The organism is Synechococcus sp. SynAce01 (assembly GCF_001885215.1).
GTDB classification, from domain to species: Bacteria; Cyanobacteriota; Cyanobacteriia; order PCC-6307; family Cyanobiaceae; genus Regnicoccus; species Regnicoccus frigidus.
In genome coordinates, this window is the sequence record NZ_CP018091.1 from 1,542,597 (window position 1) to 1,566,110 (window position 23,514).

Annotated in this window: 23 protein-coding genes and 1 riboswitch; of the genes, 15 read left to right on the forward strand and 8 right to left on the reverse strand. The window is 64.2% G+C overall.

Going from position 1 to position 23,514, the window contains the following annotated elements:
• The first annotated feature begins 4 nt into the window (after nucleotides 1–4).
• From BM449_RS08020 to kdsB, 4 genes are all read left to right on the forward strand, one after another.
• Nucleotides 5–715, forward strand: coding sequence for a hypothetical protein (locus BM449_RS08020; protein ID WP_071800790.1), 711 nt, complete (start codon nucleotides 5–7; stop codon nucleotides 713–715).
• Nucleotides 706–1,197 carry a diadenosine tetraphosphate hydrolase gene (locus tag BM449_RS08025; protein ID WP_120352774.1) on the forward strand — a complete coding sequence of 164 codons (492 nt, stop codon included), beginning with the start codon at nucleotides 706–708 and terminating at the stop codon, nucleotides 1,195–1,197. The genes BM449_RS08020 and BM449_RS08025 overlap by 10 nt, the downstream gene beginning before the upstream one ends.
• 23 nt (nucleotides 1,198–1,220) lie before the next feature.
• A complete protein-coding gene (locus BM449_RS08030; protein ID WP_233830576.1) occupies nucleotides 1,221–2,594 on the forward strand; it encodes a CCA tRNA nucleotidyltransferase in 1,374 nt (457 codons plus the stop codon).
• 79 nt (nucleotides 2,595–2,673) lie between these two features.
• Complete coding sequence (gene kdsB / locus BM449_RS08035) at nucleotides 2,674–3,489, forward strand: 3-deoxy-manno-octulosonate cytidylyltransferase (protein WP_071802096.1); 816 nt, start codon at nucleotides 2,674–2,676, stop codon at nucleotides 3,487–3,489.
• Here the strand turns inward: kdsB and BM449_RS08040 are convergent.
• On the reverse strand, nucleotides 3,470–4,468 hold the full coding sequence (locus tag BM449_RS08040; protein ID WP_071800791.1) for a KpsF/GutQ family sugar-phosphate isomerase: 999 nt from the start codon (nucleotides 4,466–4,468) through the stop codon (nucleotides 3,470–3,472). The genes kdsB and BM449_RS08040 overlap by 20 nt on opposite strands.
• A 61-nt stretch (nucleotides 4,469–4,529) precedes the next feature.
• Nucleotides 4,530–5,027: an SsrA-binding protein SmpB gene (gene smpB, locus BM449_RS08045; protein WP_071800792.1), complete on the reverse strand. Its 498-nt coding sequence runs from the start codon at nucleotides 5,025–5,027 to the stop codon at nucleotides 4,530–4,532.
• A gap of 60 nt (nucleotides 5,028–5,087) precedes the next feature.
• Between smpB and ruvB the strand changes: the two genes are divergently transcribed.
• The 8 genes from ruvB (at nucleotide 5,088) to BM449_RS08085 (ending at nucleotide 12,916) form a co-directional block, all read left to right on the forward strand.
• Nucleotides 5,088–6,176 carry a Holliday junction branch migration DNA helicase RuvB gene (gene ruvB, locus BM449_RS08050; protein WP_071800793.1) on the forward strand — a complete coding sequence of 363 codons (1,089 nt, stop codon included), beginning with the start codon at nucleotides 5,088–5,090 and terminating at the stop codon, nucleotides 6,174–6,176.
• Complete coding sequence (locus tag BM449_RS08055) at nucleotides 6,176–6,919, forward strand: tetratricopeptide repeat protein (RefSeq protein WP_071800794.1); 744 nt, start codon at nucleotides 6,176–6,178, stop codon at nucleotides 6,917–6,919. Before ruvB ends, BM449_RS08055 begins: the two co-directional genes overlap by 1 nt.
• Nucleotides 6,916–8,178 carry an amidohydrolase gene (locus BM449_RS08060; protein ID WP_083544470.1) on the forward strand — a complete coding sequence of 421 codons (1,263 nt, stop codon included), beginning with the start codon at nucleotides 6,916–6,918 and terminating at the stop codon, nucleotides 8,176–8,178. Before BM449_RS08055 ends, BM449_RS08060 begins: the two co-directional genes overlap by 4 nt.
• Entirely contained in the window at nucleotides 8,175–8,438 is a 264-nt protein-coding gene (locus BM449_RS08065) for a DUF3188 domain-containing protein (RefSeq protein ID WP_071800795.1), read from the forward strand. Before BM449_RS08060 ends, BM449_RS08065 begins: the two co-directional genes overlap by 4 nt.
• 4 nt (nucleotides 8,439–8,442) lie before the next feature.
• Complete coding sequence (locus BM449_RS08070) at nucleotides 8,443–9,081, forward strand: HEAT repeat domain-containing protein (RefSeq protein WP_071800796.1); 639 nt, start codon at nucleotides 8,443–8,445, stop codon at nucleotides 9,079–9,081.
• Nucleotides 9,082–9,097: 16 nt separating this feature from the next.
• A riboswitch (TPP riboswitch) is annotated at nucleotides 9,098–9,225 on the forward strand.
• A gap of 94 nt (nucleotides 9,226–9,319) precedes the next feature.
• Nucleotides 9,320–10,705 carry a phosphomethylpyrimidine synthase ThiC gene (gene thiC, locus BM449_RS08075; protein ID WP_071802098.1) on the forward strand — a complete coding sequence of 462 codons (1,386 nt, stop codon included), beginning with the start codon at nucleotides 9,320–9,322 and terminating at the stop codon, nucleotides 10,703–10,705.
• A 512-nt stretch (nucleotides 10,706–11,217) separates the two neighbouring features.
• A complete protein-coding gene (locus tag BM449_RS08080) occupies nucleotides 11,218–11,739 on the forward strand; it encodes a GrpB family protein (protein WP_071800797.1) in 522 nt (173 codons plus the stop codon).
• Complete coding sequence (locus BM449_RS08085) at nucleotides 11,726–12,916, forward strand: transporter substrate-binding domain-containing protein (RefSeq protein ID WP_205526820.1); 1,191 nt, start codon at nucleotides 11,726–11,728, stop codon at nucleotides 12,914–12,916. Before BM449_RS08080 ends, BM449_RS08085 begins: the two co-directional genes overlap by 14 nt.
• Nucleotides 12,917–13,071: 155 nt before the next feature.
• On the opposite strand, the gene BM449_RS14495 is transcribed toward BM449_RS08085, so the two are convergent.
• The 6 genes from BM449_RS14495 to acpP form a co-directional block, all read right to left on the reverse strand.
• Nucleotides 13,072–13,650, reverse strand: coding sequence for a nuclear transport factor 2 family protein (locus tag BM449_RS14495; RefSeq protein WP_083544472.1), 579 nt, complete (start codon nucleotides 13,648–13,650; stop codon nucleotides 13,072–13,074).
• A gap of 160 nt (nucleotides 13,651–13,810) precedes the next feature.
• Nucleotides 13,811–14,515, reverse strand: coding sequence for an SDR family oxidoreductase (locus tag BM449_RS08095; protein ID WP_071800799.1), 705 nt, complete (start codon nucleotides 14,513–14,515; stop codon nucleotides 13,811–13,813).
• Nucleotides 14,516–14,881: 366 nt separating this feature from the next.
• Nucleotides 14,882–15,973, reverse strand: a complete 1,092-nt coding sequence (locus tag BM449_RS08105; protein WP_233830578.1) for a glycosyltransferase — start codon at nucleotides 15,971–15,973, stop codon at nucleotides 14,882–14,884.
• Nucleotides 15,974–16,130: 157 nt separating this feature from the next.
• Entirely contained in the window at nucleotides 16,131–18,146 is a 2,016-nt protein-coding gene (gene tkt, locus BM449_RS08110) for a transketolase (protein WP_071800802.1), read from the reverse strand.
• 52 nt (nucleotides 18,147–18,198) lie between these two features.
• A complete protein-coding gene (gene fabF, locus BM449_RS08115; RefSeq protein WP_071802100.1) occupies nucleotides 18,199–19,446 on the reverse strand; it encodes a beta-ketoacyl-ACP synthase II in 1,248 nt (415 codons plus the stop codon).
• Between the two features lie 8 nt (nucleotides 19,447–19,454).
• Nucleotides 19,455–19,697 (reverse strand): acyl carrier protein, encoded by a 243-nt coding sequence (acpP, locus tag BM449_RS08120; protein ID WP_071800803.1) that lies wholly within the window; start codon nucleotides 19,695–19,697, stop codon nucleotides 19,455–19,457.
• A gap of 148 nt (nucleotides 19,698–19,845) precedes the next feature.
• Here acpP and psaC point away from each other — a divergent pair, with 148 nt between their 5' ends.
• The 3 genes from psaC (at nucleotide 19,846) to BM449_RS08135 (ending at nucleotide 23,466) form a co-directional block, all read left to right on the forward strand.
• Nucleotides 19,846–20,091 (forward strand): photosystem I iron-sulfur center protein PsaC, encoded by a 246-nt coding sequence (gene psaC, locus BM449_RS08125; protein WP_071800804.1) that lies wholly within the window; start codon nucleotides 19,846–19,848, stop codon nucleotides 20,089–20,091.
• Nucleotides 20,092–20,224: 133 nt separating this feature from the next.
• Nucleotides 20,225–22,150, forward strand: a complete 1,926-nt coding sequence (gene glmS, locus BM449_RS08130) for a glutamine--fructose-6-phosphate transaminase (isomerizing) (protein ID WP_071800805.1) — start codon at nucleotides 20,225–20,227, stop codon at nucleotides 22,148–22,150.
• A 29-nt stretch (nucleotides 22,151–22,179) separates the two neighbouring features.
• The gene (locus BM449_RS08135; protein ID WP_071802101.1) at nucleotides 22,180–23,466 is read left to right on the forward strand and encodes a hemolysin family protein; all 1,287 of its coding nucleotides are present in this window, start codon (nucleotides 22,180–22,182) and stop codon (nucleotides 23,464–23,466) included.
• Nucleotides 23,467–23,514: the final 48 nt, after the last annotated feature.

Sequence of the window (23,514 nt, forward strand, 5' to 3'; positions counted from 1 at the left end):
ATCCATGAGCAGACCCGTCCCCATCTTCATCGGTTACGACCCGCGGGAACGGGTCGCCACCAACGTGCTGATTGACAGCCTGTATCAACACAGCAGCCTGCCCTTAGCGATCACCCCGATCGTGGCCGAACAGCTGGGCGAACACCACACCCGTGCCCGCGATCCAAAGCAGAGCACGGCCTTCTCCTTCACCCGCTTCCTGGTGCCCCATCTGATGGGTTACGAGGGCTGGGCCATCTTCATGGACTGCGACATGCTCTGCCGCACGGACATCGCCGCCCTCTGGGCGTTGCGCGACGATCGTTTCGCCGTTCAGTGCGTGCAGCACGACCACGTTCCGACGGAAACCGCGAAGTTTCTGGGGGAAGTGCAGAGCGCCTATCCAAAAAAGAACTGGAGCTCGCTGATGTTGCTCAACTGCGCCCGCTGCACCGCCCTCACACCCGCCTACGTCGAAACCGCCAGCGGCCTGGAACTGCATCGCTTCCACTGGCTGGCAGGCGACCATGAGATCGGTGCGCTTCCCACCGCCTGGAACCATCTGGTGGCCGTGCAGGCCGGGCCGGAAGCTGGAGAAGGATCTGAGCAGACCGGTCCCAATCTGTTGCATTGGACCCTCGGCGGCCCCTGGTTCCGCCAGGACCGCGCCATGGGCGGTCCACTGGCGGCCGAATGGTTCGGAGCCCGCGACGACGCCATGGCCCTGTGGGACTGAGCGGAGTGCTCGGCAGCGACGCAGCGGTGGCTGGTCTCAACTGCGGGGTCTGCGAGATCCAGGCGGAGCTTGAGCCCGCTGCCGATTCGTTGCTTTACTGCGGCGGCCCCTGGTTGCTGCGGCACCATCCCCATCCCAGTCCGCTGGTGGGCTGGCTGCTGCTGGATACCCGCCGGCACGTGCCAGGCCCAGACGCTTTTGATGAGGCGGAAGCCGCCGCATTCGGGCCGATGCTGCGGCGCTGCAGCGCGCTGGTGAAGGAGCTGGCTGGCTGTGATCGGGTTTATGCCATCGCTTTCGGGGAGGGGGCGCGTCATTTTCACCTGCACCTGATCCCCCGCCATGGCGCTGATTCAGGCACCGAGAGCTGGCGGGTGGCTGATCTCTACCGGGCCGTGGTTGCTGGAGAACAGCTCCCGGCTGATCCGGTCGCCGTAGCCTCGTTCTTGTGCCAGGCCCGGGCCCGTTGTGCCTGCTGGTGAAGGCGGCCGCACCCGGCTCCGGGATGATGCACTCACTGCCCACTGGTCCGCTCGACGCCGTGGAGATTCCCGGCATTCCCGCTTCCCTCTGGCCGCTGCTGCAGCGAGCGGCCGCTGGAGATCGCCTGGCGCTGGTGGGAGGCGCCGTGCGGGATCTGCTGCTGCATACCGTGCACCGCGACCCCTGGCGGGGCGTCACCGATCTGGACCTGGTGGTGGATGGCTGCGAGGGGGCGACTCCCGATGCTGAAGGTTGTGACCCGCAGGCCGCCCAGCGGCTGGGGCAGGCCTTGGGCAGGCAGCTCGGGCCGGCCTCGCTGAAGCTTCAGGAACACGGGGCCTACGGCACGGTCGAAATGGAGCTGCAGCTGGCGGAGGGCCCACTGCTGATCGATCTGGCCACCGCCCGCCTGGAGCGCTATCCCGTGGCGGCGGAGAACCCGCTGGTGCAGGCCGGCCGGCTCGAAGACGATCTGGCCCGCCGCGACTTCAGCATCAACGCCATGGCCCTGGTGCTGACCCCCCAATCCGCTGAAGAGTTCAGGAGCGATTCCAGCGGCGATTGCGGCGGGGCAGATCTTCTGGCTGGCCCGTCGCTGGTCCTGCTCGATCCCCATGGCGGGCAGGCCGACCTGGCCCACCGGCAGCTGCGCTTCCTGCACGCCGGCAGCGTGCGCGACGACCCGACCCGCCTGATCCGGGCGGCCCGCTATGCCGCGCGTCTCGGCTTCCGCCTCGCGGCGGAGAGCCGGAGCCAGGCGCAAGTCACCCTGGTGGCCTGGCCCTGGTCGTGGTGCCAGGGCCAGGATCCCGCCCTGGCACCGGCGGCGCTCGGCACCCGCCTGCGCCGGGAGCTGGAGTTGCTGCTGGAGCGGGAGCCGTGGCAGGCCGCCCTGGCGGCGTTGCAGGATTGGGGCGCCCTGGCCCTGCTCGATGGCGGGCTCCAGGCCGACCGCCACTGGCGGCGGCGCTTGCGCTGGGCAGCTCGCTTCGGCCTTCCCCCGCTCGTGGCTCTGTTGGCCGGGGCCAACGATCCGCTGGCGTTGGCCGAGCGGCTGCAGCTTCCCCAGCGCCAACAGCACCTGCTGGCCCAGTGGTTGTTGCTGGTGGAGCGCCTGGAGCAGGCCAGCTGGCCGGGTTCCACCGGCGCCTGGTCGCCATCGCGCTGGTCGGCGCTGCTCGAGGGTGGGGGGGGCACCCCAGCGGCGGTGGCCCTGGCCCTGGCCGCCGGCAGCGGCCCCCGCCGACCCCTGCTGCGCTGGTGGCTGCGCTGGCGCCATCTGCGCGGGGACCTGACGGCGGCGGATCTGCTCGCCGCAGGGATCGCGCCTGGCCCGGAGCTGGGGGAGCGGCTGCGCCACGCGCGGGCGGAGCGGCTCGATCGCGAACGGCTTTAGGGCTCACGGCCGCGGCGATAAGCTCCGCAGCAGCAACCGGGGCCCAGCGGTGAACGAGGCGGACCTGCAGCAGGAGGCCGTGTCTCCTTGGCGCTGCCTGGTGGCGGTGCCGGCCCGGCTGGAGTCGTCGCGGCTGCCGAACAAGGTGATGGCCGACATCGGCGGCCAGCCGATGCTGCGGCGGGTGTTGGAGCGCTGCCGCCAGTCCCGACGGGCGGCAGCGGTGGTGCTCTGCACCGACAGCGACCTGTTGCGGCAGGAGGCTGAGGCCTGGGGATTCCCCGTTCTGATGACAGCGGCCTCCTGCAGCTCCGGCAGCGACCGCCTCGCGTCTGTGGTGGAGGCGCTCATGGCCCTGGCCGCAGAAGCCACCGCCGGGCCGCAGTCGGGCCCGCCCGATCCCGCCCGCACGGTGATCATCAACGTCCAGGGAGATCAGCCCTTCCTTGATCCGGCGGTGATCGATGCGATGGCGGAGGCCTTCAGCGCCACCACACCAGCCCCTGCCGTGCTCACCCCGGTGTACCGGATGGCGGCCGAGAAGGTGCACAACCCGAATGTGGTGAAAACCCTGTTGGCAGCAGACGGCCGCGCCCTCTACTTCTCCCGCTCGGCGATCCCCCACGTGCGCGGTATCGAGCCAGCCGACTGGCCCCAGCACGCCCCCTACTGGGGCCATGTGGGCATCTACGGCTATCGGGCCGATGTGCTGGCGCGCTGGGCTGGCCTGCCCGCCTCGCCGCTGGAGCAGATCGAGAAGCTTGAGCAGCTGCGTCTGATCGAGGCTGGCATCCCCGTGGGCACCTTCCCCGTTGACGGCGATTTCCTCTCGGTGGACACCGCCGAGCAGCTGGAGCAGGCCCGGGCCCTGGCCCTCAGCGCGCCGTTGGGCTGAGCCCCGCCTGCACCAGATCATGCAGCCGCAACAGGCCCACCACCATTCCCTCCTGCCCTAAAACCGGCAACACGCCGATCGGTTTGCGGCGGTTGCGCTCCATGCGCTCCAGGGCGGTAACCGCCAGCAGATCCGCCGTCACGGTGATCGGGTCGGCGGTCATCAGTGCGGTGGCCTGCAGCTCGGCCCAGGCCGTGGCCGGATGCTGCTCCAGGGCCCGGCGCAGATCGCCGTCGGTGATCAGGCCGGCCAGCCGTTCGCCCGGCCCGCTCTTGCGCACCCAGCAGGCCCCGGCGCCATCGCGGGTGAGCAGGGCGATCACGGCCTGGAGGCTGGCCGATTCGGCCACGGGGTGGAGCCGCTCGGCCGGCACCATCAGATCACCCACCGTGAGGGTGAGCTGCTTGCCGAGCGCACCGGCTGGGTGGTTCATGGCGAAGTCGGCGGGTGAGATCCCTCGCCGCTCCATCCAAACCGCCGCCAGGGCGTCACCAATCGCCATGGCCACGGCCGTGCTGGCGGTGGGGGCCAGGTTCAGTGGGCAGACCTCACGATCGACGCCGCCATCGAGCACCACTTCACAGCCGCGGGCCAGGCTTGAGTTCAACCGGCCCACCAGGGCGATCCGGCCAGTGCCCCGCCGGCGCAGGTGGGGCAGGATCTCGATCAGCTCCTGGGTTTCGCCGCTGTTGGAGAGCAGCAGAGCCACGTCTTCGGGGGCGACGACGCCCAGGTCACCGTGCAGGGCATCGAGCGGGTTGAGGTAGAGCGCCATCAGCCCGATCGAGGAGAAGGTGGCGGCGATCTTGCGCGCCACGATCCCGCTTTTGCCCACGCCGGTGATCACCAATTTGGCCCGCTGGTCGGCACAGCGCTCCAGCAGATCCAGGGCCGCATCCACCTGGCTTGCCTCCAGCCGCGTGGCCGCCGCCGCGATCGCCGCGGCTTCCTCGTTCAAGCAGCGCGTCAGTGCAGACATCCAGGCCCCACCTCCTCTGCCGCGACTGTATGGCTAAAGCGGGATGGCCAGAGCCGGAGGGCTAAAGCCTGGCCATGGCTGAGCGCACTTCCCGGTCGGCATCCTTGCGGCGCTCGTCCTGGCGCTTGTCGTGCAGCTTGCGGCCCTTGGCCAGCCCGATGGTGAGCTTGATCCACGATCCCTTGAGGTGGAGGTTGAGCGGGATCAAGGTGAGCCCCTTCTGGTCGAGGGCGATGCGCAGCTTGTCGATCTCGCGGCGGTGGGCCAGCAACTTGCGGGTGCGCAGCGGCTCGTGGTTGTAGTAGGCGCTGGCGTGGCTGTGGGGGGAGATGTGAACGTTGTGCAGCTGCAGCTCGCCGCTGCGGATCAGGCAGAAGCCATCGCGCAGGTTGGCCTTGCCGGCCCGGATTGATTTCACCTCCGTTCCCACCAGCTCCAGGCCGGTTTCGATGGTTTCGAGGATTTCGTACTGATGGCGGGCGAAGCGGTTGTCGGCCAGCAGGCGGTTGGCGGCATCCCGGGCCGCCTTGGCGGCTTTCTTGCCTCCTCCCTTGGCCATCTCCCTCACCAGCGCAGGCCTTGACCCTAAACAGCCTCCGGCCTGCCTACTGTCGGGGCCATGGCGATCGTTTCCTCCGGAGCCGGGCGCGGTGGAGTTCAGCCACCTGCCCGCCCGCCCGCCGCAGCGGCGGCGCGTTTGCTCGATCCCCGTGGCCAGCCGCTCCAGGAAGGGGAAGCCGAGGCGCCGCTGCCCAACCGGGAAGACAGTCTGCGGCCGCGGCGGCTGGCTGATTACATCGGCCAGCGGGAACTCAAAGAAGTGCTCGGCATCGCCGTGGAAGCCACCCGCAACCGCGGCGAGGCCCTCGACCACGTGCTGCTCTACGGGCCCCCTGGCCTCGGCAAAACCACCATGGCCCTGGTGATCGCCGAGGAGCTGGGGGTGCGCTGCCGCATCACCAGTGCGCCGGCCCTGGAGCGCCCCCGCGACATCGTCGGCCTGCTGATCAACCTGCAGCCCCACGAGCTGCTGTTCATCGATGAGATCCACCGGCTCAACCGGGTGGCCGAGGAGCTGCTCTATCCGGCCATGGAGGACTACCGCCTTGATCTCACCGTTGGCCGCGGCAGCACCGCCCGCACCCGCTCGGTGCCTGTGGCGCCGTTCACCCTGGTGGGAGCCACCACCAGGGCCGGCGCCTTGAGCTCACCGCTGCGTGACCGCTTCGGCCTGATCCAGCGGCTGGAGTTCTATGGTCTCGCCGATCTCCAGGCGATCGTGGAGCGGGCCGCCGGCCTGCTCAATCTGGAGCTGGACGCCGAGGCCGCCGCCGAGGTGGCCCGCCGTTGCCGCGGCACGCCGCGTATCGCCAATCGCCTGTTGCGCCGGGTGCGCGATGTGGCCAGCGTGCGCGGCCAACCCCGCATCGGGCCGGCCTTGGTGGCCGAAGCGCTCAGCCTGCATCGGGTCGACGACCGGGGCCTTGATGCCAGCGACCGGCGCCTGCTGGAGCTGCTGCTCACGGGCTATGGCGGCGGGCCGGTGGGCCTCGACACCCTGGCTGCCGGGCTTGGCGAGGATCCGATCACCCTGGAAACGGTGGTGGAACCCTATTTGTTGCAACTGGGCTTTCTGCTGCGCACCCCCCGTGGTCGGGTGGCCACGCCGGCGGCGCGCCAGCATCTCGGCTGGCCGGAGGCGGCCTGATGGGCTGGCTGCTGGCCTTGCTGCTCACCACCCAGCTGGCCTTTCCCCAGCTGTTCGATCAGGCCCTGAACGCCAGCCGCGAGGGCCGCTTCGGCGACGCACTGCCGCTCTGGGATCGGGTGCTGGAGCAGGCCCCCAACGACGCTTCGGCCTGGAGCAACCGCGGCAACGTGCAGTTGGCGCTTGGCCGCCCTGAAGCGGCTATCGCCGATCAGGCCAAAGCGATGGAGCTGGAGCCAGGCAGCCTCGATCCCCATCTCAACCGCGGCATCGCCGAGGAGGCCCTCGGCCAGTGGGAGCTGGCGGAAGCCGATTACCGCTGGGTCCTGGCCCGTGATCCCGCTGAGGCCTCCGCCCTCTACAACCTGGGCAATGTGCAGGGATCGCTGCAGCAGTGGGAAGAGGCCGGCCGTTGCTTTGAGGCGGCCGCCGCCGCCCGGCCCGGGTTCCCGATGGCCCGCTCCAGCGCCGCGCTGGCGGCCTTCCAGCAGGGTGATCTGGCCGGGGCGGAAGCGGAGTTCCGCAAGCTGATCCGTCGCTATCCGCTGTTTGCCGATGCCCGGGCAGGGCTTACTGCCCTGCTCTGGTTGCGCGGGGCCTCAGGGGAGGCGGAAAGCAACTGGGCGGCGGCCTCAGGCCTCGACCCGCGCTACCGCCAGCCAGAATGGTTAGCGGCTATTCGCCGCTGGCCTCCGAAACCCGTGAGCGCCCTTGAAGATTTTCTGAACCTGGCGAGCCGATGATTCCCGCTGCCACGTCTGCTGCCTTCCCCGCTTCTTCTGCCTCGCCAGGCTCCGCGGCGGCCCGCCTGCGGCCGGCGGAGATTCTCGAGCGCTTTGGCCTGGAGCAGGCCCTGGAGCAGGCCCTGCCGGACCTGATTGGTTTGCGCCGCCATCTCCATGCCCACCCGGAGCTGAGCGGGGCTGAATATCAGACGGCGGCCCTGGTGGCCGGGGAGTTGCGGCAGCTCGGCTGGACGGTGCGTGAGGGTGTGGGCCGGACCGGCGTGGTGGCCGAGCTGGGCCCCGTGGGGGCGCCGCTGGTGGCCTTGCGCGTGGATATGGATGCCCTGCCGGTGGAAGAGCGCACGGGTCTGGCCTTTGCCTCCTGCCAGCAGGGTCTGATGCACGCCTGCGGCCATGACCTACACACCAGCGTGGGGCTCGGGGTGGCCCGGCTGCTGGCTCCCTTTGCCGGAGAGCTCAAGGCCCGGGTGCGGCTGTTGTTTCAGCCCGCCGAGGAAATCGCCACAGGAGCCGCCTGGATGCTGGCCGATGGCGCCATGGAGGGGGTGCAAGCCCTGTTCGGCCTGCATGTGTTTCCAAGCCTGGAGGTGGGCAGCATCGGGGTGCGCAGCGGCAGCCTCACGGCCGCAGCTGGCGAGCTGGAGGTGGAGGTGCTGGGCGAAGGCGGCCATGGCGCCAGACCCCACCAGTCGATCGATGCGATCTGGATTGCGGCGCGGGTGGTGAGCGGCCTGCAGGAGGCGATCAGCCGCCGCCTCGACGCCCTTCAGCCGGTGGTGGTCAGCTTCGGGCGGATCGAGGGGGGCAAGGCCTTCAATGTGATCGCCGACCACGTGCGCCTGCTCGGAACCGTTCGCTGTCTCGACACCACCGTGCACGCCCAGCTGCCGGGCTGGATCGAAGACACCGTCCAGGCCATCTGCCGCGGCTACGGCGGTGAGGCCAAGGTGCGCTACCGCTGCATTGCACCACCCGTTCACAACGACCCCGCCCTCACGGGCCTGGTGGAAGAGGCGGCCGTGACGCTGCTTGGAGCCGAGCAGGTGATCCGGCTGGAGCAGCCCTCCCTGGGGGCGGAGGATTTCGCCGAACTGCTTCGGGCCGCTCCCGGCACGATGTTCCGTCTGGGGGTGGCCGGAGCTCAGGGATGCGCCCCGCTCCACAACGGCAGCTTCAATCCCGATGAACGCTCGCTGGCGGTGGGGGTGAAGGTGCTCGCCCTCAGCCTGCTGCTTTGGATGGAGCGGCAGGGTTGAGATCCCCTCTGCCGGCGATTCGTCCCCTGCTGGCCCTGGCGGCGCCCCTGTTGATCCTGTTGGCGATGATCAGTCTGTTGGCGCGCCACGGCAGCCAGCGTCTCCAGGCTGTTCCCGCCCTGGTGATCGGTTCTGGCCTGATGGTCACCAGTCGTCTGCGGAGGTCTCGCCGGCGCCGCAGGCTGGTGGAGGCCCTCCGTGGCCAGCCGTTGGCGTCGCCACCGCCGCACCCCAATCCACCCGTTTCCATGGGAGGGTGAAGGCATGGTTCAACCTCGATCGGATTCTGATTCTCCAGGCGATCTGGAGGCCCTGCGCCAGGCGATCCTCTCCGGCGACCCGGTTCGGGCCATGCCGGCCCTGGTGGACCTGCGGCGATTTGAGCCTGAGCAGGCCGTTCCCCTACTCCTGCTCGGCCTGGAGCAGGAGCCCTTCATCGTGCGTTCGATGAGTTGTGCTGGCCTGGGTATCAAGCGCAACGAAGAAGCCTGGCAGGTTCTGATCACGGCCCTCAGTGAGGATCAGGACGCGAACGTGCGGGCCGAAGCGGCCAATGCCCTGGCCAGTTACGGCGTCGAGCGGGCCTGGCCCTTGCTGCGCGATGCCTTCGCCCGTGATGGCGAGTGGTTGGTGCGCTGCAGCATCCTCTCCGCCCTGGCTGAGCAACCGCAGATTGATCCGGAGGCTCTGTTGGAGCTCTCGGAGATGGCGATCGCCGATGCTGACGGCACCGTGCGGGTGGGCGGCGCTGAAATCCTCTCTCGACTGGTGCGCGACTCAGCCGCGCAGGCCGCGCCGGCATCGCCGGCCTGGGCAGAAGCGGCCCGCGCGTTGTTGCGGGGTCTGCAGCAGGACGGAGACCACCGGGTGGTGGCCGCGGCCCTGAACGGACTGCAATCCTGAAATCTTGCTAGGTTTGGCCAGTCACTAGGGGTGCCGGGCCCGAGCACACTTCCCACAAGAAGAGCGCTTCACGCCCCGGCTGAGATCACACCCTCCGAACCTGATCCGGGTCATGCCGGCGCAGGGAAGTGTCCCGAATGCAACCGCAGGCCGATCGGCCCCGGTGGCGTCCGGATCCGGAGTTGTGCCCTCGCCTCCCAGCGGCCCCCGGTCCGAACGCCCCTTTTTCGAGTCGATCATGCGCAGCGCCTGGATTGAGAAGCGTCGTGGTGACGCCAACGTGTCGCAGATGCATTACGCCCGTCAGGGCGTGGTGACCGAAGAGATGGCCTTCGTGGCTAAGCGCGAGAACCTACCCGAATCACTGGTGATGGAGGAGGTGGCCCGGGGCCGCATGATCATCCCGGCCAATATCAATCACCCCAACCTGGAGCCGATGGCGATCGGCATCGCGTCGAGGTGCAAGGTGAATGCCAACATCGGCGCTTCCCCCAACGCTTCCGACCTTGATGAAGAGGTGGCCAAGCTGCGCCTGGCCGTGAAATATGGCGCCGACACGGTGATGGACCTCTCCACCGGCGGCGTCAACCTCGATGAGGTGCGCACGGCGATCATCAATGCCTCCAGCGTGCCGATCGGCACCGTGCCGGTATATCAGGCGCTCGAGAGTGTGCACGGCTCGATCGAGAAGCTCGACGCCGATGATTTCCTGCACATCATCGAGAAGCACTGCCAGCAGGGAGTTGATTACCAGACCATCCATGCCGGCCTGCTGATCGAGCACCTGCCGCTGGTGAAGGGGCGCCTCACCGGCATTGTGAGCCGCGGCGGCGGCATCCTGGCCCAGTGGATGCTGTATCACCACAAGCAGAACCCGCTGTTCACGCGCTTCGATGACATCATCGAGATCTTCAAGCGCTACGACTGCAGTTTTTCGCTGGGTGATTCGCTGCGTCCCGGCTGCCAGCACGATGCTTCTGATGCCGCCCAGTTTGCTGAGCTGAAAACCCTCGGCCAGCTCACCCGCCGCGCCTGGGAGCACGACATCCAGGTGATGGTGGAAGGTCCGGGCCACGTGCCGATGGACCAGATCGAGTTCAACGTCAAAAAGCAGATGGAGGAGTGCAGCGAAGCTCCCTTCTATGTGTTGGGTCCGCTGGTCACCGACATCGCCCCCGGCTACGACCACATCACCAGCGCCATCGGCGCGGCGCTGGCGGGCTGGCACGGCACGGCGATGCTCTGCTACGTGACCCCCAAGGAACACCTGGGCCTGCCCAACGCCGAAGACGTGCGCGAGGGCCTGATCGCCTACAAGATCGCCGCCCACGCCGCCGACCTCGCCCGCCACCGCCCGGGCGCCCGCGACCGCGACGACGAACTCAGCCGCGCCCGCTACGCTTTCGACTGGAACAAGCAGTTCGATCTCTCGCTCGATCCCGAACGCGCCCGCGAATACCACGACGAAACCCTGCCGGCCGACATCTACAAAGAAGCCGAATTCTGCTCAATGTGCGGCCCCAAGCACTGCCCGATGCAGACCAAGATCACCGATGAGGATCTGGCCGGATTGGAAGACGTGCTGAAGGCCCAGGAGCAGTCCAAAGCAGTTGCGGTTGTGTGATGTTCTAGAGGCGGGGATTCACTCCTCCCTATTGATCTGAACTTGGTGGGGTTTGGGCGGCTCTTGCTCCCTTATCCCTGCCGCTTTACTCCCCTTCAGGTAGATGAGGATGATGGATCGATAGAAGACGCATAACCGCAAAGAACAGTACGCTGCGCTTCTTCAAAACTCAACCCAGGTAGGTGCGTAAGCCTGTGTGGCCAAGATGGGGTTGGCCGAACGGCAGATATAGATACTAAAATATTCCAAACTCCTTCTTCTCGCAAGGCCCGTTGCCGGTATTCATTCACTCAAATTTATAAACTATTCGATAGCTTGACCTTGGTGCGATGTGAATCGGTAAAAATGGCTGGCGCTGACATTGTCAATTTAGCGAAGACGGTAAAGGGATTGCAACTTCGGAATCTTCTTCGGCGGCGAAAGCCGATGTGATCAGATTGCTTACACCAAGGAAGAGCCATGGGAAGAGTCGTCCTGTTGCAGCGGTAAAGAGTTCCCATTCGGTCAACGCCATGCTTGATGCCGAGATCGAGATTGTTCCCTATAACTCTGGATGGACTACTGCATTTCTTGAGGAGCGGAAACTGCTTCGCGCTGTCCTAGAGCCTTGGCTGATTGGTGAAATTGAGCATGTAGGCAGCACTGCCGTTGCTGGTATGTCAGCCAAGCCAACCATCGACATCATGGCTCCAGTGGAATCGCTCGGTCGGTCTCGTGCAGCCACCGCTGTGGCTGTGGAGGCGGGTTATGTTCACTATCCCTACAAGCTTGAGCAAATGCTCTGGTTTTGCAAGCCTTCACCCGAGCGGCGTACCCATCATCTGTATCTTGTTCCGTACAACAGCTTATTGTGGTTGGAGCGATTGGCCTTCAGAGACATCTTGCGACAAGACAAAATACTTTCTTCTGCCTACGCCAACCTGAAAGTTGAGCTGGCGAGTAGATTCAGGTCTGACCGCGAAGCCTATTCTCAGGCCAAAGCACCGTTCATTCAAGCTGTTCTTGCATCAAGATGCAGCATTGGACCGGCCTGAAACTCCAAACCAAAGGAGATCATTATTAATGAGAGAAACAGTTAGTAGTGCTGATCAAAATACAGTGAGCTCTCGCTCCTATCGCCTGCAACGCTTCCTTCGGGGCCTCCTGCTGGTTGTTGTCTTAATCGTTGCTTGCCAAACGACAACGACCCTTCATGCCCAGGAAAAGACTGGTCCGGAGCGGATTGTTGATGTCGGGGTTTCTCTCAGCCCTCCTTTCGTAATGGTTGATGACGGGCAATATTCCGGCTTGGCGATTGAGCTTTGGGAAGATATCGCAAAAGATCTGAACTTACAAAGCAACTATCGTTCTTATCAAACATTCCGGGAGCTTGTCGATGCCACAGCAGCGAGTGATATTGATATTGCAGTAACGAATCTCACGATTACCAAGGCGCGTGAAGAGCGCATCGATTTCACTCAACCATGGTTTGATGCCGGTCTGCGAATCATGGTTCGTGCTGACCAAGGCGTTGACATCAGAGCAGTGATCGCGGGGCTGATGGATTCTGGGCACTTTGGTGCTTACGCTTGGCTGGCTATTATTATACTGGGTGCAACTCTGGCGGTTACGTTGTTTGATCGGAGATTTGATCCGGATTTTCCAAAGCGTTGGCGCGATGGAATTGCCGAAAGTTTCTATACCGTGATGTCGGTGGCAACATCAGGAAAGCCTGCTCGTCGCAAGAGTTTGACTGGTTGGCTTGGACGTATTTGGGCGGCCGCGTGGCTGATGTGTGGAGTTGCCGTTCTTTCCTATATCACCGCTTCGGTTACAAGCGTTATGACAATGCTTTCCTTGAACAATCAGATCAGCAACTTAAGTGATCTTCCCGGTAAGACGATTGGGGTTTTCTCTGGAAGCACAGCAGAAGACTATGTGCGTGAAGTCGGGATGATGTTTCAAGCCTTTCCAAGCATCGAGTCCGCAGTGGCATCGTTACGAAAAAAAGATGTTGCGGCCATTGTTGCTGATGCACCTGTTCTTGAATACTATCAGCATAATAATCCTAATTCAGCTGTCGAAGTTGTGGGCCCAATATTTGAACCCGATAAATATGGATTTGCGCTTAATCCTGGTAATCCCCTCACCGAGGCTGTGACCCTCGAGCTGCTCGAAGGCAAAGAAAATGACTTGATAGAGAAACTACGCGCAGATTACTTCGGGAGATAGGCCCTGAGGGGAACCGTGGCTCCGTTTGCGGTAGAGCTTCAGAAGCACGGCCCAGCACGCCACATCATTCCAAGGCTGATCTGTGCATCAATCTACCTTTCCTAGGCCATTAGGAATCGGTCAATGGACGCAATCCTTCCTGTGGACGTAGTTGCTCAATAGCGCATGCGCCAACTTGTGATGCGCCCATCCTCCACGGTGAATAGGAAATCGGCTTGGCTGCTGTAGCCATTGCTTTGATACTGGCCTGTTGCAACAACCTCGTTTCCGCTGGCTGTGAGTTGAGCGTTCTCCACACGGCCGTTGCGTTGGATGATGTCGCTATCAAGCCAGCGAAAGAAGGCCTCTCCTGATTTCGCTGTTCCATTGCCATAGGCCTGGGAGGCGTTAGCGGCAAACAGAGAGCGAATCTTCTCCCCATCATTGGCAGCCATGGCCGCCATCAAGGAGTCAACAACACTCTTGGGATTGTTGGCCGGAGCTGTAGCGGGAGCTTGGGCCAGCTCAGATGCCGCCACTGGCCTTGGATTCTCGGCAGGTGCCTGAGAGGTTGCGCATTGCGGCAGGATGGCAAAAACCATGACAGCGGCAAACGGCGACGCCAATCCGCCGGGGTTTTTCAACCTGAGCCACTGCAAGGGAGAACGGTTCGTTCTACTTCTGATGGATACAGTAAGCCATTTCCAGCTTGAATGTATGGCCCCAAAAATGGCCCTGTTCACGAAGTTCTGCATGCTTTCTGCACGGATGGTTTAGGGAATCGGATCAACAGGGAGTAGTGAAGGGTATTCTGCTCCCTGGCTTGAGCCTCTGCTACTCCGCTGCAGTGCCAGAACTTGCAATTTAACGTGTTGTGTAGCCACCATTGGCGAAAATCGTCTGCCCGGTAATCCATCAGCCCTCGGTTGCCAGAAATCTCACAATCGGAACAATATCTTCAATCTGGGTGAGTTGGTTGCCCATCCCCTGGGATTTGTGAAAGGCCACCCGCTCAGGTGTTTCCTGACCATAGAAGAAGGGTGTATCCATCGGGCCTGGTCCGATGGCTGTCACCGAGAGGCCACGGGATGAAAATTCCTTGGCGGCCGCGCGGGTGAAGTGCTCCACCGGGGCCTTGCCGCCCGCATAGGTGGAGTAACCATCGGTAAAGGCCGCCAGGAGAGACGTCACCAGCGAGATGATTTTTCCATTGTCGTGGAGATGCTTGCCCGCTTCTTTGATAAAGAAATAGGCTGTCTTTGCATTGATATCAAACATCGAGTCAAACTCGTCTTCGCTTGTTTCCAGGATTGGCTTGCGCAACACTTTGCCTACGGTGTTAATGGCGATATCAATGCGACCAAAGCGCTCCTTTGCCTTCTCGAAGAGCAGGCTGACATTCTCTGGCTTTGTCAGATCGCCTTGGACGGCTATCGCCTCCCGGCCGAGTTCTCCAATGGCCTGCACGGTTTGCTCAGCTTCTTGTTCGGCCGATGGGCTGTGGTAGTGAACAACAAGATTGGCCCCTTTGCGGGCAAGATCGCGACTGATCAGTCCGCCAAGATTCTTGGCGCCACCGGCAACAAGCACCACTTTTTGATTCAAGTTATCGCTGGGCATGGCTGACTCCTGGAAGATTGAGGATCGCCCGCAGTGATCGCCCCTGTGGAATCGGTGGGGAGGTCTGCAGACTACAGAACCCTACCGAGTTGACGAAACTATGGGTAGTGGGTAAAATTGCAATTATATATTGCGATGAGAGCAATAAGCATGCCGAGCCTTCAGCAGCTGTTTGTCCAGGTGGTTGAAGCAGGAAGTTTCAAGCAGGCAGCAGAGCAGATGCAGATGGAGCCATCCTCGCTCAGTCGCAAGATAGCGGCCCTGGAGCAGCATCTCAACGTGCGATTGCTGCATCGTTCGACCCGCCATACCCATCCAACCGAACTTGGCCAACGTTATTATGCTGGCCTGTTTCGCTCGTTCGTTTCAGGGGGTGTTCCAGACGAAGCGCGAGGAGGCCGCATAGTTCCAGACAAAGACCACCAGGATTCCGGCTAGCTGGGCCCAGAGCCGGTCTGCTGAAACGTGGCTGTAAAAGGCCGAAGCCACACCCACGTTCGCCAGGACCGGCAAGGAGGCCACCAAGAGAAACTTCAGCAGGCCCCGCAGCAGGGCCGCTCCCTTCTGCCGTTGAAAGCGGAAGGTGAGGGCATTGTTGATCAGGTAGTTGGTGGTGGCCGCTGTGAGCACCGCCACCGGCAGGGCCTGGTCAAAACGCAACGAAACCAGGCCCATCAGGGCCTGTACGACTAGAAGTTGAATGACCACGCCTGTGGCGCCCACCAGCGCAAAGCTGATGGCACGGCGCGGAATGGCCCGCAACAACAGGGTGTGCAGGATCGAGATGCCGAGATCCCAGACGATGGCCAGATCCAGCTTCGAATCTCCGGTGATCCGGGCCTGGAAATTCAAGGGAATTTCGCTCACGTTCAGCTGCCCGTCGCTGATAGCCAGCAACTCGTAGAGGAACTTGAAACCATTCACATCCACCCGCCGCACCAAAGGAATCGTGCGCTCCGGCCTGAGGGCGAAAAAGCCACTCATGTAATCGCTCAAACGGCGATAGCGGGGCAAGCTGAAGCGGGCCATGCCATTGGCCCAGGTGGAATGGAGGGTCCGTTGGCTGCTGAGGCCAACGATGGCGGCCTCGCGATGGAAACGACTGCCGATCACCAGATCGCAGCCACTGTCGATCAGTTGGCGCACAGCCGTTTCGATTGCAGTGGGCTCATGCTGGCCGTCGCTGTCCATGACGACCACCACATCACCGGTGGAGTCGAGAATGCCCTCTTTGATCGCGCTGGCCAGCCCCCCGCGTCCCACCCTGCGGATCAGGCGAACGCAAGCCTGCTGATGGGCCAGCTCCCTGACGCGATCCGCCGTGCCATCGGCTGAATCATCATCAACAAACAGGATCTCGAGGATGAACCGTTGCTGGAGCGGCAATAGCTGATGGAGGATCCGCTCAACGTTGTCGAGTTCGTTGTAGGTGGGGAGCACGATGGACAGTCGCTCCACGCTCAGATTCCCGTGACGCCTTTGCGTTTCCCGCAACGACGCCGGGAAGAATCCTGAGGATTCCGCCCGGACGCCTTTTGCTCCAACGAGGCCACATTCAAGCCGTTGACCCTCAACGAGTTGACACTCAATGGATTGACAATCAACGACTCAACGCTCAAAGAGCCTTGGCCGTGGCGACCACGTTGGCCACGGTGAAGCCGAACTTCTCGAGGCAGACAGCGCCAGGGGCCGAGGCACCGAAGCGATCGATCGAGACGGTCGCACCGTCGAAGCCGCTGTACTTGTGCCAGCCGAAGGAGCCGGAAGCTTCCACCACCACGCGTTTACGCACGGCGGCCGGCAGCACCGACTCGCGATAAGAGGCGTCCTGCTCCTCAAACAGCTCGACGCAGGGGATCGAGACCACCCGCACTTTCCTGCCCTCGGCGCTCAGCTGCTGGGCCGCCTTGACGCAGAGATCCAGTTCGGTGCCTGAGCCGATCAGGATCAGCTCCGGTGTGCCATCGCAGTCTTCGAGGACGTAAGCCCCTTTGGCCACCTGGGCCGCTGAGCTGTTCGCCTGGTTAGCCATGGCCTGGCGGCTGAGGGCCAGCACGGTGGGGCGCTTGCGGTTGCTGATCGCCACTTCGTAAGCACCACTGGTTTCATTGCCGTCGCCGGGGCGGATCACCAGCAGGTTGGGGATCGAGCGCAGCGAGGCGAGCGTCTCAACCGGCTGGTGGGTGGGGCCGTCTTCGCCGAGGCCGATCGAATCGTGGGTGAGCACGTAGATCACCCCGAGTTCGGAGAGGGCCGAGAGGCGCATGGCGCCCACCATGTAACCGGCGAAGACCAGGAAGGTGCCGCCATAGGGGATCAAGCCACTGCCGTGGTACGCGATGCCGTTGAGGATCGCCGCCATGGCGTGCTCGCGCACACCGAAGTGCAGATAGCGGTTGGCTTCACCGCCCTTCTGGAAGCTGGCCTCTCCCTTGATGTCGGTCAGGTTGGAGTGGGTGAGGTCGGCGGAGCCGCCGATCAGCTCGGGCAGGCTGGGGGCGATCGCATTCAGGCAGTTGTAGGAGTACTGGCGGGTGGCCAGGCCCTTGTCAGCTGGGGTGAAGGACGGCAGCGTCGCTTCCCAGCCCTGGGGCAGCTCACCGCGCAGCATCCTCTCGAACTCGGCCGCTTCAGCTGGGTACTGGCTGCGGTAGGTGGCCAGGGTGGCGGTCCACTCGGCTTCGGCGGCCTGCCCGCGGCTGATTGCTTCGCGCCAGTGGTCGTAGGCCGGCTGGGGCACCTCGAAGTTGCCGTAGCTCCACTCCAGCGCCGTGCGGGTGAGCTCGGCCTCATCGGCCCCGAGTGCGGCGCCGTGCACGCCGGCGGTGTTGGCCTTGTTGGGTGAGCCGTAGCCGATCGTGGTGGTCACCTTGATCAGGCTGGGCCTGTCGGTGACGGCCTTGGCGGCTTCGATCGCCTGGGTGATGGCGGCCACGTCGTCAGCGTTGCCATCGGCCACGTGCTGCACGTGCCAGCCGTAGGCCTCGTAGCGCTTGAGCACGTCCTCGGTGAAGGACACACCGGTGTCGCCATCGATGGTGATGTGGTTGTCGTCGTAGAGGGCGATCAGCTTGCCCAGGCCCAGGTGGCCGGCCAGGGAGGCGGCCTCACTGGAGATGCCCTCCTGATGGCAGCCGTCACCCATGATCACGTAGGTGAAGTGGTCGACCAGATCGACCCCAGGCCGGTTGAACTTGGCGGCCATGTGGGCTTCGGCGATCGCCAGGCCCACCGCGTTGGCGATGCCCTGACCGAGCGGGCCGGTGGTGACCTCAACGCCCGGGGTCTCGAAGGTTTCCGGGTGGCCCGGCGTCTTGGAGCCCCACTGCCGGAATTGCTTGAGGTCTTCGAGGCCGACGCTCTTGTAGCCGGTCAGATGGAGAAGGGAATAGAGCAACATGCAGCCGTGGCCGGCTGAGAGCACGAAGCGATCACGGTTGAACCATTTCGGGTTCTCCGGGTTGTGGCTGAGCACCTTGTCCCAGAGGGCATAGGCCATCGGTGCGGCGCCCATGGGCAGCCCTGGGTGGCCGGAATTGGCCTTGTTGACCGCATCAATCGCCAGAAAGCGGATGCTGTTGATGCAGAGAGTGTCGATGGACAGGGTGTCCACGGAGGGGGCGGCGACCATGGCGATGGCAGAAGGGGTGGGGAGGGGTTCCTCTGGGGAGCGGAACGGAGGTTCAGCTCATCCGGCGGAAGGCGAGGCAAACATTGTGACCGCCGAACCCAAAGGAGTTGGAGAGCACGACATTCAATTTGAGTTCCCGTGCCTTGTTGGGAACGACATCCAGATCACAGGCCGGATCGGGATTGTGGTAATTGATCGTAGGAGGCACCAGGTTGTGCTCGATCGCCATCACGGCGGCAACGGCTTCAATGCCGCCGCTGCCGCCCAGCAGATGGCCGGTCATCGATTTGGTGGAACTCACTGGAATGGTTCTGGCGTGCTCCCCGAGGGCCGACTTGATGGCTGAGGTTTCGTTGCTGTCGTTGGCCTGGGTGCTGGTGCCGTGGGCATTCACGTAATCCACCTGTTCCGCTTCCAGCCGGGCATCGGCCAGGGCCAGCCGCATGGCTTCGGCGCCGCCGACGCCACCCGGTGAGGGCGAAGTGATGTGATGGGCATCGCAGGTCATGCCGTAGCCGACGACCTCCGCGAGGATGGTGGCGCCGCGGGAGCGGGCGTGCTCGAGGCTTTCAAGCACCACCACGCCGGCCCCTTCGCCGATCACGAAGCCATTGCGCTCCGCATCAAACGGGCGGCTGGCCGTGGCGGGATCGTCATTGCGGCAGGAGAGGGCCTTGGCACTGGCGAAACCGGCCACCCCCAGGGGGGTGATCGCCGATTCGGCTCCGCCGCAAACCATGGCATCGGCCAGGCCGAGCTGGATCAGGCGATAGGCATCGCCGATGGCGTTGGAGCCGGCGGCACAGGCGGTGGAAGCTGCCGTGCTCGGTCCCTTGGCGCCGATGGCGATGGCGGTCAGACCAGCCGCCATGTTGGGAATCATCATCGGCACGCAGAACGGGCTGACCCGATCGGGCCCCCGATCAGCCAGCACATGGGCCTGGGTTTCCATCATCAGCAGCCCACCCACGCCGGAGCCGATGGCCACGCCCACCCGCTCGGGCCGCGCCTCTTTGATCGCCAGACCCGCCTGGGCCACCGCCTGCTTGGCAGCCACCACGGCGAACTGGCAGAAGCGATCCCAGCGCTTGGCCTCTTTGCGCTCGATACTGCCGCTGGGATCAAAGTCCTTGACCTCGGCCGCCAGCCGGCAGGCATGGCGGGACGCATCAAACAGTGTGATCGGCCCGACGCCGTTACGACCCGTGCTCAACCCTTCCCAATATTGGGAAATGGTGTTGCCGATCGGTGTGACCGCGCCCAGCCCTGTGACGACGACGCGGCGGAGACCCTCCACCATCAACAACCTCAGGCCTGCTTGTCCTGGATGTACGTCACGGCATCACCAACGGTGGTGATGCCTTCGGCGGATTCATCGGGAATCTCGATGTCAAAGGCTTCTTCCAAGGCCATGACCAGCTCGACGGTGTCGAGAGAGTCGGCGCCGAGATCGTTCTGGAAATTCGATTCGGGCTTCACTTCAGCGGCGTCGACGCTGAGTTGCTCGGCAACGATCGAGCGCACTTTCTCGAAGATCGCTTCCTGTGACATGACCGATGAGTGAGAGGCCGCATCCTACGGGTCGCCCTGTCTCAGGCCTTGGCCGATATGAAAAAGGGTGACGGCCCGGCGACGGCTTGCCCAGCGGACCGTTCGCTGTGGGTACTTTGACCCCACGACGTTCGCTACCAGGCAGGGCATGTCCCATTCCGTCAAGATCTACGACACCTGCATCGGTTGCACCCAGTGCGTCCGGGCCTGCCCTCTCGATGTCCTTGAGATGGTCCCCTGGGATGGCTGCAAAGCGTCCCAGATCGCTTCGTCACCGCGCACCGAAGACTGCATCGGTTGCAAGCGCTGTGAGACAGCGTGCCCCACTGACTTCCTCAGTGTTCGCGTCTATCTCGGTGACGAGACCAGCCGCAGCATGGGCCTCTCCTACTGAGTCCGGCTCCGTCCTGCAGACCACCCGGCTTCGGCCGGGTTTTTTTTTGGTTGTGAGTTCTGCCCTTCTGCTGTCCGATTGGGTCAGGCGCCGGTCAATCCTTTAGAAACAGCCCAATTCCGGCCCATCGGCCATGTGTGGCATCGTCGCGGTGATCGGTTCCAGGGAGGCTGCCCCCCTGTTGCTCGAAGGCCTTCGTCAACTCGAGTATCGGGGCTATGACTCCGCCGGGCTCGCCACGGTCGAGGCCCTCGCGCCAGGAGGCCTCGGCAGTCCTGCCGGCGCGCTCACCTGTCTGCGGGCCGAGGGCAAGTTGGTCAACCTGCAGCTCCGCTTCGACCAGCTCGGCGCTGGCGGGCAGTGCGGCATCGGCCATACGCGCTGGGCCACCCATGGCAAGCCTGAGGAACGCAATGCCCACCCCCATCTCGATGGGGCCAAGCGGCTGGCCGTGGTCCAGAACGGCATCATCGAGAATCACCGCCAGCTGCGTGAGCAGCTGCAGGCCCGGGGTGTTGTTTTCCGCTCCGAGACCGATACGGAAGTCATTCCTCACCTGATCGCCCAGCGCCTTGGGGAGCTTGACGCCGCCGGTGGAACTGCCAGCGCCGGCCTGTTGCTCGAAGCGGTGCAGCACGTTTTACCCCTCCTGCAGGGGGCCTACGCCCTGGCTGTGGTCTGGGCCGAATGCCCTGGTGTCCTGCTGGTGGCACGGCGTCAGGCACCGTTGCTGATCGGTCTGGGTGAAGGGGAGTTCCTCTGCGCCAGTGACACCCCCGCCCTGGCCGGCTTCACCCGCACGATCCTGCCGATGGAGGACGGCGAAGTGGGCCTGCTGACGCCGCTGGGCATCGAGCTCTACAACCAGGCCGGTGAGCGGGTGCAGCGCAGCCCCAGCCTGCTGACGGGCACCGAACACGTGGCGGACAAGCGCAGCTTTCGCCACTTCATGCACAAGGAGATCCACGAGCAGGCCGAAACGGCGGCGCTCTGGGTGGCCCGTCACCTGCCGGAATCTGGCGGCGTCGCCGGGCTCCCGTCCCTGGTGGCCCTGCCCCTGGCCGATCAGGTGTTCGATCGGGTCGAGCGGATCCAGATCCTGGCCTGCGGCACCAGCCGCCATGCCGCCCTGGTGGGCGCCTACCTGCTCGAGCAGCTGGCCGGCATTCCCACCAGCGTGTTCCACGCCAGCGAGTTCCGCTATGCCCCCACTCCCCTGATGGCCCACACGCTCACGATCGGGGTCACCCAGTCAGGAGAAACGGCCGACACGCTTGCCGCTCTGCTGATGGAGCGCGATCGACGCGCCTTGATCGCTGACCCCGCTTTCGCCTCCAACCAGCTGGGCATCACCAACCGGGTCGAAAGCTCCCTTGGTCGGCTGGTGCCGCACATCCTTGATATCGGCTGCGGCATCGAGGTGGGGGTGGCCGCCACCAAGACCTTCCTGGGCCAGCTGTTGGCTTTCTACGGCCTTGCCCTCTCGTTCGCCGAGCGGCGCAGCAGCCGCAGTTCTGACGACCTGCGCGCCCTGGCGTGTGGGCTGCGGGCCCTGCCCGCCCAGATCAAGGCGCTGGTGGCCGATCACGACCGCCGCTGCGCCGAGCTGGCCCATTTGTTTGCCGATACCCAGGATGTGATTTTCCTGGGCCGTGGCATCAACTACCCCATTGCCCTGGAGGGGGCCCTCAAACTCAAGGAGATCAGCTACATCCATGCGGAGGGGTACCCAGCCGGCGAAATGAAACACGGACCGATCGCCCTGCTCGATTCCCGGGTGCCGGTGGTGTCGATCGCGATGCCCGGCAGCGTCTTCGACAAGGTGCTCTCCAATGCCCAGGAGGCCAAGGCCCGCGATGCCCAGCTGATCGGTGTGGCGCCGCCCGGACCTGACACCGAGCTGTTCGATGTCTTGCTGCCGGTGCCTGCGGTTGACGAGCTGCTCTCGCCTCTGCTGACGGTGATTCCGATGCAATTGTTGAGCTATCACATCGCGGCCCATCGCGGTCTTGATGTCGATCAGCCGCGCAACCTGGCCAAGAGCGTCACCGTGGAGTGACCGTCTTCCCCCTGTCCCCGCAGCTTTTGATGCGTCTGTTCGCGCTTCTCGCCGCGTTGATCGCCCTGCTGGCCTTCTTCGCCGCCGCTGAGTTCGCCATGATCCGGCTGCGCCCGAGCCGGGTTCAGGTGCTGGCTGCTGAAGGCCATCCCGGTGCCGCCGCGGTCGACCGGCTGCAGAAGCGTCTGCGGCGGGCCTTGCTCTCCACCCAGCTGGGGGCCGCCCTGGCCCTGGTGGCCCTGGGCTGGGCCGGCCGTGGGCTGGCCGTCCGCCTGGATCCCCAGACTGGGCGGCCCTGGATCGATGTATTGGTGTTTCTGGGTCTGGTCTGCCTGGCCACCCTGCTGGGCGGCTTGTTACCCAAAGCCTGGGTGATGCACAACCCGGAGGTGTCGGCCCTGCGCCTGGCACCGGTGCTGGAGTCGGCGAACCGCACCCTCTCGCCCCTGCTCTCGCTGCTTGAACGCCTGGCCGATGGCCTGCTGAAGCTGCTGGGGCTGCCGCGCCACTGGGACGCCCTGGTGCCGGGCCTCTCAGCCGGGGAGCTCGAAACCCTGATCGAATCCAACAGCGTGACCGGCTTGATGCCCGATGAACGCAACATTCTTGAAGGGGTGTTCTCCCTGCGCGACACACCGGTGCGCGAGGTGATGGTGCCCCGTTCCGGCATGGTCACCCTGCCGCTCGATGCCTGCTTCGCCGAGATGATGGATGCCGTCCATGCCACCCATCACGCCCGCTTTCCAGTGATCGGTGACTCCCTCGACGATGTCCGCGGCCTGCTCGATCTGCGCCGGTTGGCCGAACCAATCGCCCGGGGCCTGCTGCAGGGAACCACCCGGCTGGCCCCCTTCATCTCACCGGTGACGAGCGTGCAGGAAACGACCTCCTTGGCTGAGCTGCTGCCCCTGATCCGCAGCGGTCAGCCGCTGCTGCTGGTGGTGGATGAACATGGAGGCACCGAGGGCCTGGTCACGGTGGCCGATCTCACCGGTGAGATCGTCGGCGATGAGGACAACAGTCAGTCAGGCGTGGCCGATCTCCAGCAGATCGATGCCGACAGCTGGCTGGTGGCTGGGGATCTCGAGGTCGTCGAGCTCAACCGTCAACTGGGATTGCGCCTGCCCGAAGCCGAAGGGCACCACACCCTGGCTGGCTTCCTGCTGGAGCGCTTGCAGCACATTCCCAGCCGGGGCGAGAGCATGCGCTGGAAGGGCGATCACTTCGAGATCAGCTCCATGGATGGTCCCCGGATCGAGCGGGTGCTGATCACCCGCCGGGCTGCCGAAGAGACGGCCCACGAGCCCAATCCCTGATCATTGATAATGATCTCTTCAGGTCGAAGGATGGTCGCGTTGACGCGA

Bases quoted from the DNA above. Each gene is read 5' to 3' on its own strand.
- ruvB (WP_071800793.1), top strand. From the start codon at position 5,088: ATGGCGATCGTTTCCTCCGGAGCCGGGCGCGGTGGAGTTCAGCCACCT.
- BM449_RS08070 (WP_071800796.1), top strand. From the start codon at position 8,443: ATGGTTCAACCTCGATCGGATTCTGATTCTCCAGGCGATCTGGAGGCC.
- acpP (WP_071800803.1), bottom strand. From the start codon at position 19,697: ATGTCACAGGAAGCGATCTTCGAGAAAGTGCGCTCGATCGTTGCCGAG.
- BM449_RS08095 (WP_071800799.1), bottom strand. From the start codon at position 14,515: ATGCCCAGCGATAACTTGAATCAAAAAGTGGTGCTTGTTGCCGGTGGC.
- BM449_RS08080 (WP_071800797.1), top strand. From the start codon at position 11,218: ATGCTTGATGCCGAGATCGAGATTGTTCCCTATAACTCTGGATGGACT.
- tkt (WP_071800802.1), bottom strand. From the start codon at position 18,146: ATGGTCGCCGCCCCCTCCGTGGACACCCTGTCCATCGACACTCTCTGC.
- thiC (WP_071802098.1), top strand. From the start codon at position 9,320: ATGCGCAGCGCCTGGATTGAGAAGCGTCGTGGTGACGCCAACGTGTCG.
- BM449_RS08055 (WP_071800794.1), top strand. From the start codon at position 6,176: ATGGGCTGGCTGCTGGCCTTGCTGCTCACCACCCAGCTGGCCTTTCCC.
- smpB (WP_071800792.1), bottom strand. From the start codon at position 5,027: ATGGCCAAGGGAGGAGGCAAGAAAGCCGCCAAGGCGGCCCGGGATGCC.
- fabF (WP_071802100.1), bottom strand. From the start codon at position 19,446: ATGGTGGAGGGTCTCCGCCGCGTCGTCGTCACAGGGCTGGGCGCGGTC.
- BM449_RS08030 (WP_233830576.1), top strand. From the start codon at position 1,221: ATGATGCACTCACTGCCCACTGGTCCGCTCGACGCCGTGGAGATTCCC.
- BM449_RS08135 (WP_071802101.1), top strand. From the start codon at position 22,180: ATGCGTCTGTTCGCGCTTCTCGCCGCGTTGATCGCCCTGCTGGCCTTC.
- BM449_RS08060 (WP_083544470.1), top strand. From the start codon at position 6,916: ATGATTCCCGCTGCCACGTCTGCTGCCTTCCCCGCTTCTTCTGCCTCG.
- psaC (WP_071800804.1), top strand. From the start codon at position 19,846: ATGTCCCATTCCGTCAAGATCTACGACACCTGCATCGGTTGCACCCAG.
- glmS (WP_071800805.1), top strand. From the start codon at position 20,225: ATGTGTGGCATCGTCGCGGTGATCGGTTCCAGGGAGGCTGCCCCCCTG.
- BM449_RS08020 (WP_071800790.1), top strand. From the start codon at position 5: ATGAGCAGACCCGTCCCCATCTTCATCGGTTACGACCCGCGGGAACGG.
- BM449_RS14495 (WP_083544472.1), bottom strand. From the start codon at position 13,650: ATGCAGAACTTCGTGAACAGGGCCATTTTTGGGGCCATACATTCAAGC.
- BM449_RS08040 (WP_071800791.1), bottom strand. From the start codon at position 4,468: ATGTCTGCACTGACGCGCTGCTTGAACGAGGAAGCCGCGGCGATCGCG.